This is a genomic window from Pedobacter riviphilus (assembly GCF_014692875.1).
Classification (GTDB): Bacteria; Bacteroidota; Bacteroidia; order Sphingobacteriales; family Sphingobacteriaceae; genus Pedobacter; species Pedobacter riviphilus.
In genome coordinates this window covers 4,801,619-4,816,260 of record NZ_CP061171.1, presented here as the reverse complement: position 1 = coordinate 4,816,260, position 14,642 = coordinate 4,801,619, and the positions used below count along the sequence as shown (strand labels likewise).

The window sequence follows — 14,642 nt, the reverse complement described above, 5'->3', positions numbered from 1 at the left end:
ACAATAAAATGAAAAAATCAATCATATTTTTTGCAATGCTTGTTTCTTTTACAGCTTGTAAAAAGAATATTACGTCACTTAATATTGATACCAAAAAGCCATCAGAGGTTCCTGCTGCGACTTTGTTTTCATTCGCAACCAAATCTTACAGCGATGTTGTTACGAGTGCTAGTGTTAACACCAATGTTTTCAGATTCACTACAAGTCAATGGGCAATGGTAACGTATCAGGATGAAGCCCAGTACGACTTCGGTACTAGAAATATTCCTCAAGCATGGTGGACTACGATGTATAGAGAAGTACTCCAAAATTTAACCCAATCATCAACCATTATAAAGGCCAATACTACGTTAAACGCTGGTATAAAATCGAATCAACTGGCAATTATTGATATCATGCAAGTGCTGGCCTTTAGTACACTGGTTAATACTTTTGGCAACGTTCCTTATAGCCAGGCGCTAGATCAACAAAATCTTTTTCCGAAATATGATGATGCGAAGACGATTTCGTTAGATCTATTGAAAAGGCTAAATACCGACATTGCCCAACTCAATACGGGAAGTGCAGGGTTTTCTGCAACTGAAGATCTTGTTTTTCAGGGGAATGTTTCAAAATGGATAAAATTTGGTAACTCTTTGCGGATGCAACAAGCTTTAATTTTAGCAGATGCAGACAATGCAATTGCTAAAACTGCTGTCGAAGCATCAGATGCAGGTGCAATTTCTGCCGATGTGGATAATGCAATTTTTAAATATCTGGCAGGTGCACCAAATCAAAACCCACTTTTTGTTAATATTGTAACCGGTGGGCGTGGTGATTACGTGGCCGCAAAAGATTTGGTAGACAAATTGTTAGCGCTGTCAGATCCTCGTTTGCCACAGTATTTTGGTACCAATGCAAACGGTGCCTATGTTGGTGGTATAGTTGGGCAGGTGAATACGATATCTGCTGTTTCTAAACCTGGTGCTAAAGTTTATGCTGCTGATGCGCCAACCTTACTGATGGATTATGTAGAAACTGAATTTAATAGAGCAGAAGCCGCGGAAAGAGGATATACTGTTAGCGGTAATGCAGAAACGCATTACAATAATGCGATTAAGGCATCGATTTTATATTGGGGAGGTACTGTTACAGAAGCATCCACTTATCTTGCAAATCCACTGGTTTCCTATACAACGGCACCTGGTACCTGGAGAGAAAAAATAGGTGTCCAAAAATGGATCGCTCTTTATAATAGGCCTTTTAATTGTTGGACAGAATTAAGAAGGTTAGATTTTCCAAAAATTACTGCACCGGTCGGCGCTAAATCCGGTTTTCCTAACAGACTTAGCTACCCAAGCAATGAACAGCAATTAAATGGTAGCAATTACACCCAAGCTTCTGGTGCAATTGGTGGAGATGTTGTAACCACAAAATTGTTCTGGGATAAGTTTTAGATATGAAAACAACCCGAAAACAAAAAATGTCTTTTTAGGAAGTTTTTAGTTCACATCTCTCAAAAAGCACCTGTCAAAATTGATTTGAAAGGTGCTTTTTGTCTTTAATACACCCTTGACTGGAAAATTTACCTTCATAAAATTTAATTTTTAAAGACAGGTGCTTAGATCAGGGTTTAAAACAGTATAACGCCTAACTTTTTAGTTAAAATTTTTAATTAGCAAAAAAGTTACGATTGTGAAATAGGCCTTAAGGGGCATTTAGGGCGCCATTAGTTAAAAATAGTTAAAATAAATTTGCTTCAGGAATTAACTAGCTCTAATTTAGCATATTATTTATACACATTTAACTAACCTATTTCTACTATGAAAAAACTTCTACAGAGTTTGTTCATCATGCTGTTTTTTGCGGTAAACGCAATGGCACAGGAGCGAACAATCACAGGAACAGTTACGTCTGCAGATGACAAACTGCCGATTCCTGGAGTAAGCGTAAAAATTCAGGGAGCCGCAGGGGGTACCTCCACCGATTCAAATGGAAAATTCTCCATTAAAGTTTCCGCTGATGCCAAAGCACTTGAATTTTCATCAATTGGTTTTGCAAGTCAGACCAAGCCCATCGGGAGCTCAAATGTAATCAACGTGATTTTAACTACCGATTCTAAAGCCTTGGGTGAGGTAGTTGTTACCGCATTGGGTGTTAACAAGGCTACTAAAACTTTGGGCTACTCCCAAAGCACGTTAAAATCGGCCGAGGTGAACGCTTCAGCACCGGCCAGTTTATTTGGTGGTTTGCAGGGTAAAGTGGCCGGGGTAAACATCTCCAATACTTCTGGCGCACCAGGTGGATCGACAAAAGTTATTTTAAGGGGATTTTCTTCAATAACGGGCAGTAATCAGCCTTTATATGTTATAGATGGTGTGCCCTTGGATAACTCAACCGCAGGTTCTGATAATAACTACGACTTTGGTAATAATGCCAACGATATTGACCCGAATAACATCGAGAGCATCAGTATCTTAAAAGGATCGGCTGCAACAGCCTTATATGGTTCGAGAGGATCAAACGGTGTTTTAATCGTGACCACCAAAAAAGGAGCCGCCGGTAAATTAAAAGTTGATCTTTCTACGTCAACTACTTTAACCAATGTTGCTTCTATTTACAAACCTCAAGATCAGTTTGGTCAAGGTTGGGATGGCACTTATATTCCTTCTGAAAATGGTAACTGGGGACCAAAATACGATGGTCAATTAAGAACTTGGGGTGCAGTGGTTGATAATTCTCAGTTGTTAAAACCTTATTCGTTTATTAAGAACAATGTAAGGGATGCCTTAACAACTGGTATTGAGTTAAACAACAACATTGCTTTAAGCGGTGGTAACGAAAATAGCACAGCTTATTTTTCTTACGGTAACATTTACAGTAATGGTTACTTGCCTTCTGATAACGATTCTTACAAAAGAAATAACTTTACTTTAAAAGGATCGACCAAATATGGTAACTTTTCTGCTGACGCCTCTTTAAACTACGTAGGTAAAACGACTAAGTTTATCAATCAGGGTGGTGCCAATTCAGGTATTGGTTCTTCGTTTTACGAAGATATTCTTCAGATCCCCGGAGATATTCCGATTAAAGACCTTCAGGATTACAAAAATAAGTTCTTTAATGTAGATAATTATTTTACACCTTATGCCGAAAACCCTTACTACTCTATTTACGAAAACGGAAGTAGATATAAGAGCGACCGTGTTTACGGAAACATTAATTTAAATTATAAAGCAACGAACTGGTTAAGTTTTCAGTTCCAGCAAGGTGCGGATGTTGATAATGCCATTAGTAAAATCTGGCACAATAAAAATGCACCAAGTGTAGGCAGTTATAATGCAGGCGGAAACATCGAAGGGTCTTCAAGGGCAGCTGATGTTGGTGATGTAATCGAGGGGTCTGTAAAAACTTTTGAGTATGACACAAAGTTAAATGCATTATTTAATAAAGAGTTAAACAGTCATTTCGATTTAGACGGTTTAATAGGTGTAAACTATAACGACCGTGGTTCAAGAATACTAAGTACCGGCATTGAAGATCTAGCAATACCAGGCTTTTATCAGATCAATAACTCTGCAAATAAACCAACATCAACAAGTGCAGAATCTCACCGCCGTTTATTTGGTGCTTATGCTTCTGCAACGCTTGGTTACAACAAATATTTATATTTAACTTTAACAGGAAGAAACGATTGGTCATCAACTCTTCCGCAGGATAATAATAACTATTTCTACCCTGCTTCCAGTTTAGCTTTCATTGCTTCTCAGGCCATAGATTTATCTAAAACACCAATCAGCTTTTTAAAATTTAGAGCAAGTTATGGTGAAACAGGTAGTGATACCGATCCGTATCGTGTATTTAACACAGCAACCAGTACATCATCTCCATTAGGTTTTGGAACATTAACATTTCCTATTTTTGGTGTGGCGGGTTATTCAATCTCCAACCAGTTGAATAGTAATAACTTTAAGCCAGAGCGTGTTAAAGAGGTAGAACTAGGTGCTGAGGTTAGATTCTTAAAAGATCGTATTGGAATCGATGCAACTTATTACAACAAATTAAGAAAAGATCAGATTATTCCATTGCCTATTGATCCGGCGACAGGTTATTCTTCTTATATCGTCAACTTTGGTTCGGTTCGCAACAAAGGTGTAGAAATTGCAGTAAATATTAAGCCAATTAAAACAACAGATATCGACTGGAACTTAAACTATACGTTTACAAAAGAGAACAGTAAAGTAACCGAATTACCGATCGGATTAGATAAGGTTGTTTTAAATTCGGCTTATGATGCACAATTTGTAGCTCGTGTTGGCCAACCATTAGGTATTATAGAAGCGCCTACCCGTACTTACAGCCCAACAGGTCAGGTTATTGTTGATTCAAATGGATATCCGGTATATTCTTCTGAAAACGTAAGTTTTGGATCTACTGTGCCAGATTTTGTAATGGGATTAAATAATCAGTTCCGTTATAAAGATTTTTCACTTTCATTTACGTTAGATTGGCATAAAGGTGGTGTGTTTTATTCAGGAACAGCCGATTTATTAAACTTTGTGGGTGCAGATGAAAAGACGACTTATAACGATCGCCGTCCATTTATTGTACCTAATTCTGTTCAAAAATTAGCTAACGGTACATATGTAGAAAACACTACTCCTATTACCGAAGCCAATACTGATGATTTTTACTACCATACATCAAATAAGGCTGATGCTTATGCCAACCGTATTTTAGACCGATCTTTCCTAAAATTAAGAGAGGCAACGTTAAGCTACAGCCTTCCAAAATCTGTTGTTGGCAAGATAGGTGCCCAAAAAGCAAGTATTTCTGTTTTTGGAAGAAATTTATTAACCTGGTTGGCTAAAACGAACAAGACGATCGATCCAGAGGTTTCTAATTATGGAAATGATTTGGGAAGTGAGTTTGGGGAGTTTAGAACGGCACCTCCGGTGAGGTTTTTTGGTGCATCATTAAAAGTTTCATTTTAATCTATCTTGTAATGAAAAATAATCATATCAAATATAAAACGCTGATATTATCAGCATTGGTGCTTCTTAATTTTGGATGTAAGAAAACACTAGATATCAATGTAAGCCCAAATAACCCATTGATTGAAACGACCACACCTGAAGTATTGTTCCCTTCAGCGGTAGGTTCAACTGCGGGACGCGTTGGTGGCGAATTAACAATCATTGGCGGCATTTGGGCTCAATATTATACGCAGGCAAATGCTTCAAATCAATATAAAACCATTGATGCTTATGCTTTAACCCGTAACGATTTTAATGGTAATTATAATGAACTGTTTTCAGGCGCTTTAGCTGATTATCAATTAGCTATAAAATTGGCTGTGGCCAGAAGCGATTGGCGTTATAATTTAATGGCAACGGTAATGAAAGCTTACACCTATCAGGTACTTGTAGATTTATATGATAAAGTACCCTATACCGAAGCATTAAAAGGCCTGGATAATTTACAGCCTAAATTTGACGATGGTTACACCGTTTATGTAGGTTTGCTGGCCGAAATAGATGCCGCGTTAGCTAAGGATTACACCAGTGTTGAATTGAACAAGGATCAGAAAAAAACAGATTTCCTTTTCGGTGGAGACATGGATCTTTGGACAAAATTTGCGAATACTTTAAAGCTAAAAATGTATTTAAGGATGATAAATGCAAAACCTGCAGAAGCACAGGCAGGCATTACAAAATTGTATACAGATGGCGCAAATTTCTTGACCACGAATGCGGGTATAGCCACGTTCGAAGATGCACCTAATAATAGTAATCCTTTTTATGAATATAACGTTCGCCGTTTAAATACCACTACTAACCTAAGGGCAAGTAAAACATTTACGAGTTGGTTAGCAGTTAATGGTGATCCAAGGGCTAAGTATTATTTTGGAACACTTACTCCTGTACCTATGAATCAGGGTGATTATACGGCAACTGCGGTTGAACAACCTACCTATGCAGGAGCAACTGTTTTTGCGCAATCGGCTAAAGATCCCGTATGGTTTATTTCGGCTGCCGAATCTTATTTAATGCAGGCCGAAGCGCTTGAGCGTTATTATGGTGGCGCTGGTGCAGCAGCAATGTATAAGGAAGGTGTTATTGCAGCTTTTGCTCAGGTAGGATTAAATGTAGATAAGATCCCGGTTCCTTATTTAAATTACTCAGCAGGTACTTTCGAACAAAAATTAGAGCAGATCATCGTTCAAAAATGGGCTTCTTTTGCAGGTTCACATAGTTTGGAAGGTTTCTTTGAACAGGAACGTACTGGTTATCCAAAAATAAGTGCGGTGTATTCTACTGATGATAACTATATTCCTGGCCAATGGGTGTATTCGAAAAACGGGGTAACTTCAGGTTTGTTTCCTAAGCGTTTGGTATTTCCCGCATCATCAAGGGATAGGAATAGTAATACACCAGCGGAAGTTCCAATTACGACTAAGGTTTGGTGGGGTAAATAATATTTATAATTGATAAAGAGATGAAAAAATATTTAGCAATAATCATATTGGGAGTTATAAGCATGACTTATAGCTCTTGCAAAAAAGAGTCATTTGATTACCCGGAAGGTTATGTCGGCATTTCTAAAGTAACTATATATCCAATAATAACGATGAAAGGTGATAAGTATGTTGCTGTAGCAAAGGGAGGTACCTATACTGATGCAGGTGCTACTGCTGCAGCTGGTTCAAGCAACATAACGGTAAAAGTAACAGGATTACCAAATACAGCTGTAGCTGGTGTTTATTTAATTACCTATTCTGCTGAAAATAGCGATGGTTTTTCGGCAACTGCAACAAGATCAGTAGTGGTATACGATACCAAGGCCGATGCATTAGCTAACGACTTCTCGGGCAATTACCTCAGGGCAGCTACCGGAGCCATTACAAAATGGACAAAACTGGCCCCAGGCGCTTATCTAGTTAATAACCCAGGCGGTGCGGCAACGGGAACAACTGTTAACGTAATTGCAATCAATCCCACTGGTAGTGTAATTGATATTCCGCAACAAAATACAGATAGTGGGCCGTGGGGATCAAATACCGAAAGTAAAGATTTAACTACGGGTAATTATTCGTGGGCTGTTGAAAACCCTGGCTATGGTGGTCAGGTGAGAACTTTTGTTAAACAATAATCATAAAGCGATGAAAAAATATTTTTATATACTAACACTTTTTGTACTAAGCATATCGGCTTGTAAAAAAGATGAGCCCGTTGGAGGTACAGCTGTGCAAGATTTATCTGGCGAATGGTGGATACAGATTGATGGTACCGGAGCTTATTATAAAATATCTACTTATAATACGGCCGATAATTCGTCAACCCAAATGTGGTTGAATTTGACCGATCTTTGGGGGAATGCCGATAATACTGTATTTGGAAAAGTTAATGTAAATCTAGACAGCAAAAGCTTTTCAGGACAAAGTATTGCCAATGCAGGGACATACCCCGGGGGGTTAACCTTTGCGGTAACCAATGGGAAGGTTACTCCAAATGGCACTGTTGGGCCGTCGTCGAAAGCACCAACGGATGCTATTGCACTCGATGTTGTGTTTTCTGATGACGAGCATCCTGGTACAGTTTACCATCTTAAAGGATACCACAGAACCAAATTTGTTGGTGACGACCATTAAACTATTCGTAATAAGTAACAAGGCCCTCCAGAAATAATCCTGGAGGGCCTTGTTGTTTTAAGAGAAATTTATAATATAATAAAGGCCTTAAATTTTTAAAAGGCAGCACTTTAAATAAGCTGTAATTTAAGAGAAGAAGTTGCTCTAAAATCTCATTTTTTGTATAACTATAAAGACAGTTATTTTTAACTAAATTATTAGTTTTATTGTTTTTTGATACTTTTTTTGTCAAATAGTTATTTTTTGATAAAAAAACGGGTTAAATGTTAAAAATTGTTAAAAAAAATTTGGTTGTATACGTAACTAACTATACATTAGCCTTTATAAATCATTAACTAACCTATTTTCAAATTATGAAAAAACTTCTACAAAGTTTGTTCATTCTTGTGCTATGCGCCTCCTCAGCGTTTGCCCAAGAAAGAACAGTATCTGGTACAGTAACATCTCAAGAAGATGGTCTTCCTGTACCTGGTGCATCGGTAAGGGTAAAAGAAATCCCTACTTTAGGTGCTCAAACGGGCGCCAACGGAAAATTTTCACTAAATGTTCCAAGAAATGGTAAAACTTTAGTGGTAACCTTTTTAGGTTATGCAACAAAAGAGTTTATTATCCCTGCAAACAACGTTGTTAACGCTGTTTTAAATTCAGATGTCACCTCATTAAATGAGGTTGTGGTTACTGCGGGCGGTATCACCATTCAGCGTCGTCAACAGGGTAACCAATCTACTACCGTAAAAGCTGAAGAGCTAACTCAGGGTAAAGCATTTAACGTAGCAAGTGCCTTAACTGGTAAAGTTGCTGGTTTACAGGTAAATGCTGTAAGTAGCGGTGTTAATCCTAGCGTACGTTTAGTTTTAAGGGGTAACCGTTCGTTATTGGGTAATAACCAGGCTTTGGTTGTTGTTGATAACGTAATCGTGCCTAGTGATATCTTAGGGAACTTAAATCCTGAAGATATTGAGAACATCGAAGTATTAAATGGCGCGGGTGCTGCTGCACTTTACGGATCAGACGCTTCTAATGGTGCATTAATTATCCAAACTAAAAAAGGTAAAAGAGGGTCTTCTACAATTAATGTAAGCCATACCACTAACGTAGAGCAAGTAAGTTTCTTGCCTCAGTTGCAAGAACGTTTTGGCTCTGGTACAGGAAATGATGATGTGCCGACCTATACCCCGTTTGAAAACCAACAATATGGTCCGGCATTTGACGGTGTTGTGCGCCCAATTGGTAAACCTTTAGCAGATGGATCTATCCAATCAGTACCTTACTCATTCAATGCTGATGAGAATAAAAATGCTTTTTGGGAAACAGGTGTTTCAAATCAAACAGATTTTAACGTTTCTTCTGGAGACGATAAAGGTACCTATTATTTTTCTGGGCAGTATTTTGATCAAAAAAGTACAGTTCCTGGTGATAAATATAATAGGTTTACCATGCGTGTTAACGGAGAGCGTAATTTAGGTAACAATGTCACATTCAGTTTTAACGCTAATTATGTTCAAAACCGTTATAATCAATCAAGTGCTATTGCTACTGTTTTTGATAACGTTCTTCAGTCACCGGGTCAGATTCCACTAACAAGATATAGTGATTATAAAAACGATCCTTTTTCTACTCCAGATGGATATTATAATGAATACTATCAAAATCCTTATTTTGCATTAGGTAATAACCGTAGTATTACGCGTAACGATTATTTAACTGGTAATGTGCAGTTAAAATGGTATCCAATTAAAGAATTGTCTTTATTGGTTAGGGCAAGTTTATCAAACCGTAGTTTTGCAAATAAATCTACAACAGATAAATTTACTTATTCAGACTACAGATTAAAAGAAACGCCAAACTTTTCAAACGTTGTGGGGGAGTAAGTGAATCGTCTGGTTTTAATACCCAAATTAACCCAGAGTTTATCGCTCAGTATATTAAAAAACTGTCTAAAGATTTCACATTAAATGTGATAGGTGGTGGTACGATTAGACAAAATACTTACAAAACGGTTAATGTTAATACCAATGGGGGATTAGCCCAAGGTGGTTTCTTTAACATAAACAACGGCTTAGGTAATTCTGGTGCCAGTGAAGCTGATTATAAAGCTAGGCAAATCGGTTTATATGGTGATGTCCGTTTAGGTTTTAAAGATTATTTATATCTACACGTTACAGGTAGAAATGACTGGAGGTCTATTTTGTCTGCTGAAAACAGATCATTCTTCTACCCATCTGCAGATATTTCATTCATTGCATCTGATGCAATCCCTTTATTAAAAAACTCAAAAGTTATTGAGTCGTTAAAGATTAGAGGTGGTGTGTCTAAAGTGGGTAATGTTAACTTAGGTAACAGCTCTAACTTTGGTGCTTATTCATTATTGCCAACATTTGGTTCTGCTTATGGATATCCTTTTAATGGAATTCCGGGATATACCTTAGGTGGTCAAGTTGTTTCTGCGAACATTAAACCAGAGATGACTTTGGCGTATGAAGGTGGTGTTGATTTTGCTTTGTTTAAATCAAGAATAACAGGTAGCTTTACTTATTACAATACCAGTACAACAGATCAAACTGTGCCTATCGATATTGCAAGCTCTACCGGTTTTACTAAATTTTTAACCAATACTGGTGAGGTATCAAACAAAGGTGTAGAAACTTCAATTCGTGTTGTTCCAGTTAGAAACCCTACTAGTGGATTAGAAGTTTCAGTTGGTGCAAACTATACTTATAATCAAAATAAAGTTCTATCAATTGGTAATGGACTAAGCCAAATTTCATTATCTGGTTCAGCAACAACTGGTTTAGGAGTATGGGCAATTGAGGGTCAATCATTCCCTTCATTAAAAGGATCTGACTATGTTAGAGATTCTCAGGGTAGAATCATTGTTGATCGCATTACCGGTTTTCCAAGCAACACAACAGGAACTTTTGTTCTTGGAAACACTGAACCTAGACATCGTTTAGGCTTAGATGCTGCTGCATCATTTAAAGGCTTCCGTTTGGCTGCTTTATTTGAATATAGAGGCGGTTTCGTAATGGCACAAAGCTCAGGTAGCTACGATTTTTCTGGTGCTGGTATCAGAACAACCTATTTTAACCGTGAGCGTTTCGTAGTTCCAAACTCATCTTATTTAGATCCGGTTACCAATACCTATGTTGAAAACACTAACATTACAACAAGAACCGGTGGTGTAGATTTCTGGACTAACGGACCAACAAATACTGCGGTCGGTACCAATTATGTTTATTCAGCAGCTTTCTGGAAACTAAGAGAATTATCTTTAGGATATGATATTCCAAGATCTGTTTTAGGAAATATTAAATATGTAAAAGCAGCCCGTATCAGTGTACAAGGTAGAAATTTATTTATCTGGACACCTAAAACGAATATCTACACGGATCCGGAGTATAGTTCTGCTGGTTCTGATAATAATGGTATTGGTATTGTTAACTTAGGCCAAACACCTCCTGCAAGATTCTACGGAGCAACTTTATCATTAACATTTTAACACACATTAATATGAAAAAGATTTTAAACCTTTTATTGATAGGTGCCGTTGCGGTTGGTTTTTCAGCATGCAAAAAATACCTTGATATAAATACTAATACGAATAATGCAACTACAGCAACACCTGCGCTTGTTTTGCCTCAGGCAATTGTAGGGTCTGCTTCTATTGTCCAATCATTAAATGCTGCATACTATTTCCCAGGGGGATTTGCTGCCAATATTTATGGTGTTGGTGGGTATGGAGCGGGCGTAACTTATGCATACACTGCTGGAAGTTTTGTTACAGGATTTTCATCTTCATATGATAATGCCCTTGATTATCAGTATGTAATCGACAATACTTCTGGTACTCCTTCGTTAGCCTATTCAACGGCTATTGCCCGGATAATGAAAGCTTTCGTTTTTTCGAAAATTGTAGATCAATACAATGATGTGCCATATTCAGAAGCATTAAAAGGAAATGCCCTTTTAACGCCAAAGTATGATAAAGCTGAAGATATCTATAAAGACTTAATTTCTCAACTTACATCTACTATTAATGCTATTACAGCTGCTCAAGCTGGTACTGTGGCAAATACTGTTGTTGCAAGTGCCGATCCTTTATTTAAAGGAGATATGAATTTATGGAAAAAGTTTGCCAATACGCTGAAATTAAGAATGTTGGTTAAAATGGCTGGCGTGCCTGCACAAGCATCATATGCAACTACTGAATTTGCCGCTTTAAATACAACGATTGGATTCTTGACTACAGATGCATTGGTTAATCCTGGCTATGTTAAGGCAATAAATTCACAAGGTGTTAGTCAGCAAAATCCTAATTATGGAAGTCTTGCATTTGGTACAGATAATACTAGGTCTCAGGGTCAGGCAATCCCAACAAGGTGGATAATGAGTTTCTATAATGGTCTAAAGTTATCTGATCCGGGACGTGGTGCGGTTATCTACAGAGGTTACCCATCTACAGCTGTTAACCAATTAGGTGAAGAAAATACAACTTCAAGTCAGGTTCCTCCTTCAGGGTCTACTTCATGGTTCACGGGTGTTGATGCAAATACACCTGGTTTGGGTGTAGCAAAAGGGCCTTCTCAGGGTCAACCTTTAATATTAGCTGCCGAAAGTAACTTTTTGCAAGCTGAGGCTTATACAAGAGGATATTTAACTGGTAATGCTAAAAATGCTTTCATGGCAGGTATCACCGCATCATTTAATTACTTATACCAAAACCAGAGCAATGTGGTTGATGCAAGTAAAAATGTAAATGCTGATGTTGCAACTTATTTAACAGCCAATACTGCTAGCCGATTAGTAAATTTTGATTTAGCGCTAACTACAGATCAAAAAATCGAGGCCATTATTACTCAAAAGTATATTGCTTTGAATGTAATTCACAGCGACGAAGCCTTTAACGAGTTTAAGCGTACAACTTATCCAGCAATTGTTAATGGATCACAAGATCCTCTTTTAACGTTTGCATCTAAACAATCTGTTTCAACACGCCCAGATAAATTGATTGGAAGGGTTCTTTATCCTCAGTCTGAGTATAACTTAAACCCTACTAACGTTCCTTCAGTAACGTTATTTGGATCACGTATTTTTTGGGACTTAAATTAATAAAGACATGAAAAAAAATATTTTTAAATCTATAATACTTTTACTTGCGGTGACCTCACTTACCTCTTGTTTAAAAGACGATAGCTTGGTGTTAGATCCTGCAAAAGGCCATAACGTTATCGAATTTGCCAATCCAGCGCAAATAGCTGTTAATGGAACACCGTCTCCTTTGTACGTTTTCTCTTATGATGCGGCGTCTACGCCTACACTCCCAATAACAATCAGTTACTCTGGGCCAGAAGCAGTAGCACCTCAAGATATCACAGTTAAATTTACTGTAGGCAGCCAAGCAAAAATTGATGAATACAATACTGCAACTTCTAATCATTATGTAATGCTGAAACCTGCTAGTTATACTTTATCAACAAATGAAGTAGTGATTAAAGCCGGTACCAGCAAAGCAACTTTCAATATTGCGTTAAAGCCTTCAACCTTTGATTTTGCAGTTTCAGAGGTATTGCCTCTAACTATTACTTCAGCTTCTTCTGGTATCATTAGTGGAAACTTCAGTACAATTTTATTGAATCTTGGAGCGAAAAATAAATTTGATGGCGTTTATACATATTACGCATTACATGAAGCACCAGATAGACCAACTTTTCTAACTGGAACAGAATTTAAGTATCCGAATGATGTCGAATTAAGAACCTCAGGCGCTGCTAAAAATAACTTATATAATACTTACTACGGTGATTTCTTAATCCCATTATTTACAAGTACAGGTGGTACAAGCGGTTTTGGACAAACTAATTTACTATTAGAATTTGATCCAGCTACGAATAAAGTTATTTCTGCTTCAAATGCAATTACTGCTGCAACTAACGGAAGAAAAATGAATTTAGATCTGACGGCTAACAATTATTTTGATCCTGCTACACATAATGTATATGTAACATATTTTATGACTCAGCCGGGTTTCAGCCCTTTCAAAATTACAGCAAGATTAGTTTATAAAGGATCTAGATAAAAGAATCCAAATAATGGACGATTAGTGATTAACTATTCATTAAATCTACTAACTTCAAACGGCCTCCATCTTTATAGTTGGGGGCTGTTTGTTAAATAATAATTTTATGCAATAGCCTAATTTACAGGTGGTTTTTGTTTTTTAAGTTAAAAAAAGCAAATAGATAATTTAAAAATTAACTATATTTATGTTCAAACTAACTAGCTCCATTATGAATATTTACAAAAACATTTATCTTGCGGCGGTTGCACTTTTCGCATCTGCACAATTAAGCCAGGCCCAAGAACAAAGAATATCCGTTCTTTCTGATCAAACGAAGGTTGTTTATGCAATGAACGACGCTAAAAAACTAGAGGGTGTTTATTCTGTTTTGAAAAATGACGATAAAGTTTTTTTAAGAGGAGTTTATAAAGATAACGTAAGATCAGGTAATTGGTATGCGTTTAATGATAATGGAAATGTTTTTCTTCGCTACAATTATGACCTTAAAAAACTACTTTATTTAGATACGGTAAGTATTAATCGATTAAAGGTTGAAGTGAAAACCGAAGATCCAGAAGTAAAAGAAAAAGCAAGTATTCCTGTCCCTATTTCATCAATCGATCAGTATATTTCGTTATTGGCAACAGAATTAAAAAGAGTGATCTTAAAGGATAATAAAAATGCAGATGGTACGCTTGATGCGGATTTAATTACCAATATTGATAAAAATGGTAATGCCAGTTATGAGGCAAGTTATACTGTTGATGGAATTCCTGTAACAAAGCGTCTAATTATTTCTGAAAAAACATTTGATATTGATTGGATTCCCTCAAGCTATAAAGGTGTAAATTATGCATCGGTGTTTTCGGTTAAGGCCAAAATAGATTTTGCACAGAAGCCAGGAATAAAACAGAGATTTATTTGGGTATACTAGCATAGTAGCCAACTAGGAAA

General features: G+C 37.1%; 10 protein-coding genes. All 10 read left to right on the top strand.

Going from position 1 to position 14,642, the window contains the following annotated elements:
- The first annotated feature begins 8 nt into the window (after nucleotides 1–8).
- Nucleotides 9–1,436 carry a SusD/RagB family nutrient-binding outer membrane lipoprotein gene (locus H9N25_RS19780; protein WP_190326989.1) on the top strand — a complete coding sequence of 476 codons (1,428 nt, stop codon included), beginning with the start codon at nucleotides 9–11 and terminating at the stop codon, nucleotides 1,434–1,436.
- 366 nt (nucleotides 1,437–1,802) lie between these two features.
- Nucleotides 1,803–4,973 (top strand): SusC/RagA family TonB-linked outer membrane protein, encoded by a 3,171-nt coding sequence (locus H9N25_RS19775; RefSeq protein WP_190326988.1) that lies wholly within the window; start codon nucleotides 1,803–1,805, stop codon nucleotides 4,971–4,973.
- Nucleotides 4,974–4,984: 11 nt separating this feature from the next.
- The gene (locus tag H9N25_RS19770; RefSeq protein ID WP_190326987.1) at nucleotides 4,985–6,457 is read left to right on the top strand and encodes a SusD/RagB family nutrient-binding outer membrane lipoprotein; all 1,473 of its coding nucleotides are present in this window, start codon (nucleotides 4,985–4,987) and stop codon (nucleotides 6,455–6,457) included.
- A 20-nt stretch (nucleotides 6,458–6,477) separates the two neighbouring features.
- Entirely contained in the window at nucleotides 6,478–7,131 is a 654-nt protein-coding gene (locus H9N25_RS19765; protein WP_190326986.1) for an immunoglobulin-like domain-containing protein, read from the top strand.
- Nucleotides 7,132–7,141: 10 nt separating this feature from the next.
- On the top strand, nucleotides 7,142–7,630 hold the full coding sequence (locus H9N25_RS19760) for a lipid-binding protein (protein ID WP_190326985.1): 489 nt from the start codon (nucleotides 7,142–7,144) through the stop codon (nucleotides 7,628–7,630).
- 353 nt (nucleotides 7,631–7,983) lie between these two features.
- Nucleotides 7,984–9,501, top strand: coding sequence for a carboxypeptidase-like regulatory domain-containing protein (locus H9N25_RS24715; protein ID WP_223833450.1), 1,518 nt, complete (start codon nucleotides 7,984–7,986; stop codon nucleotides 9,499–9,501).
- Nucleotides 9,502–9,587: 86 nt separating this feature from the next.
- Complete coding sequence (locus H9N25_RS24710; RefSeq protein WP_223833449.1) at nucleotides 9,588–11,129, top strand: SusC/RagA family TonB-linked outer membrane protein; 1,542 nt, start codon at nucleotides 9,588–9,590, stop codon at nucleotides 11,127–11,129.
- A gap of 11 nt (nucleotides 11,130–11,140) precedes the next feature.
- Nucleotides 11,141–12,739: a SusD/RagB family nutrient-binding outer membrane lipoprotein gene (locus H9N25_RS19750; protein ID WP_190326984.1), complete on the top strand. Its 1,599-nt coding sequence runs from the start codon at nucleotides 11,141–11,143 to the stop codon at nucleotides 12,737–12,739.
- A gap of 7 nt (nucleotides 12,740–12,746) precedes the next feature.
- The gene (locus H9N25_RS19745; protein WP_190326983.1) at nucleotides 12,747–13,706 is read left to right on the top strand and encodes a DUF1735 domain-containing protein; all 960 of its coding nucleotides are present in this window, start codon (nucleotides 12,747–12,749) and stop codon (nucleotides 13,704–13,706) included.
- A gap of 211 nt (nucleotides 13,707–13,917) precedes the next feature.
- A complete protein-coding gene (locus H9N25_RS19740) occupies nucleotides 13,918–14,622 on the top strand; it encodes a hypothetical protein (RefSeq protein WP_190326982.1) in 705 nt (234 codons plus the stop codon).
- Nucleotides 14,623–14,642 lie beyond the last annotated feature (20 nt).

Bases quoted from the DNA above. Each gene is read 5' to 3' on its own strand.
- H9N25_RS19780 (WP_190326989.1), top strand. From the start codon at position 9: ATGAAAAAATCAATCATATTTTTTGCAATGCTTGTTTCTTTTACAGCT.
- H9N25_RS19775 (WP_190326988.1), top strand. From the start codon at position 1,803: ATGAAAAAACTTCTACAGAGTTTGTTCATCATGCTGTTTTTTGCGGTA.
- H9N25_RS19770 (WP_190326987.1), top strand. From the start codon at position 4,985: ATGAAAAATAATCATATCAAATATAAAACGCTGATATTATCAGCATTG.
- H9N25_RS19765 (WP_190326986.1), top strand. From the start codon at position 6,478: ATGAAAAAATATTTAGCAATAATCATATTGGGAGTTATAAGCATGACT.
- H9N25_RS19760 (WP_190326985.1), top strand. From the start codon at position 7,142: ATGAAAAAATATTTTTATATACTAACACTTTTTGTACTAAGCATATCG.
- H9N25_RS24715 (WP_223833450.1), top strand. From the start codon at position 7,984: ATGAAAAAACTTCTACAAAGTTTGTTCATTCTTGTGCTATGCGCCTCC.
- H9N25_RS19750 (WP_190326984.1), top strand. From the start codon at position 11,141: ATGAAAAAGATTTTAAACCTTTTATTGATAGGTGCCGTTGCGGTTGGT.
- H9N25_RS19745 (WP_190326983.1), top strand. From the start codon at position 12,747: ATGAAAAAAAATATTTTTAAATCTATAATACTTTTACTTGCGGTGACC.
- H9N25_RS19740 (WP_190326982.1), top strand. From the start codon at position 13,918: ATGAATATTTACAAAAACATTTATCTTGCGGCGGTTGCACTTTTCGCA.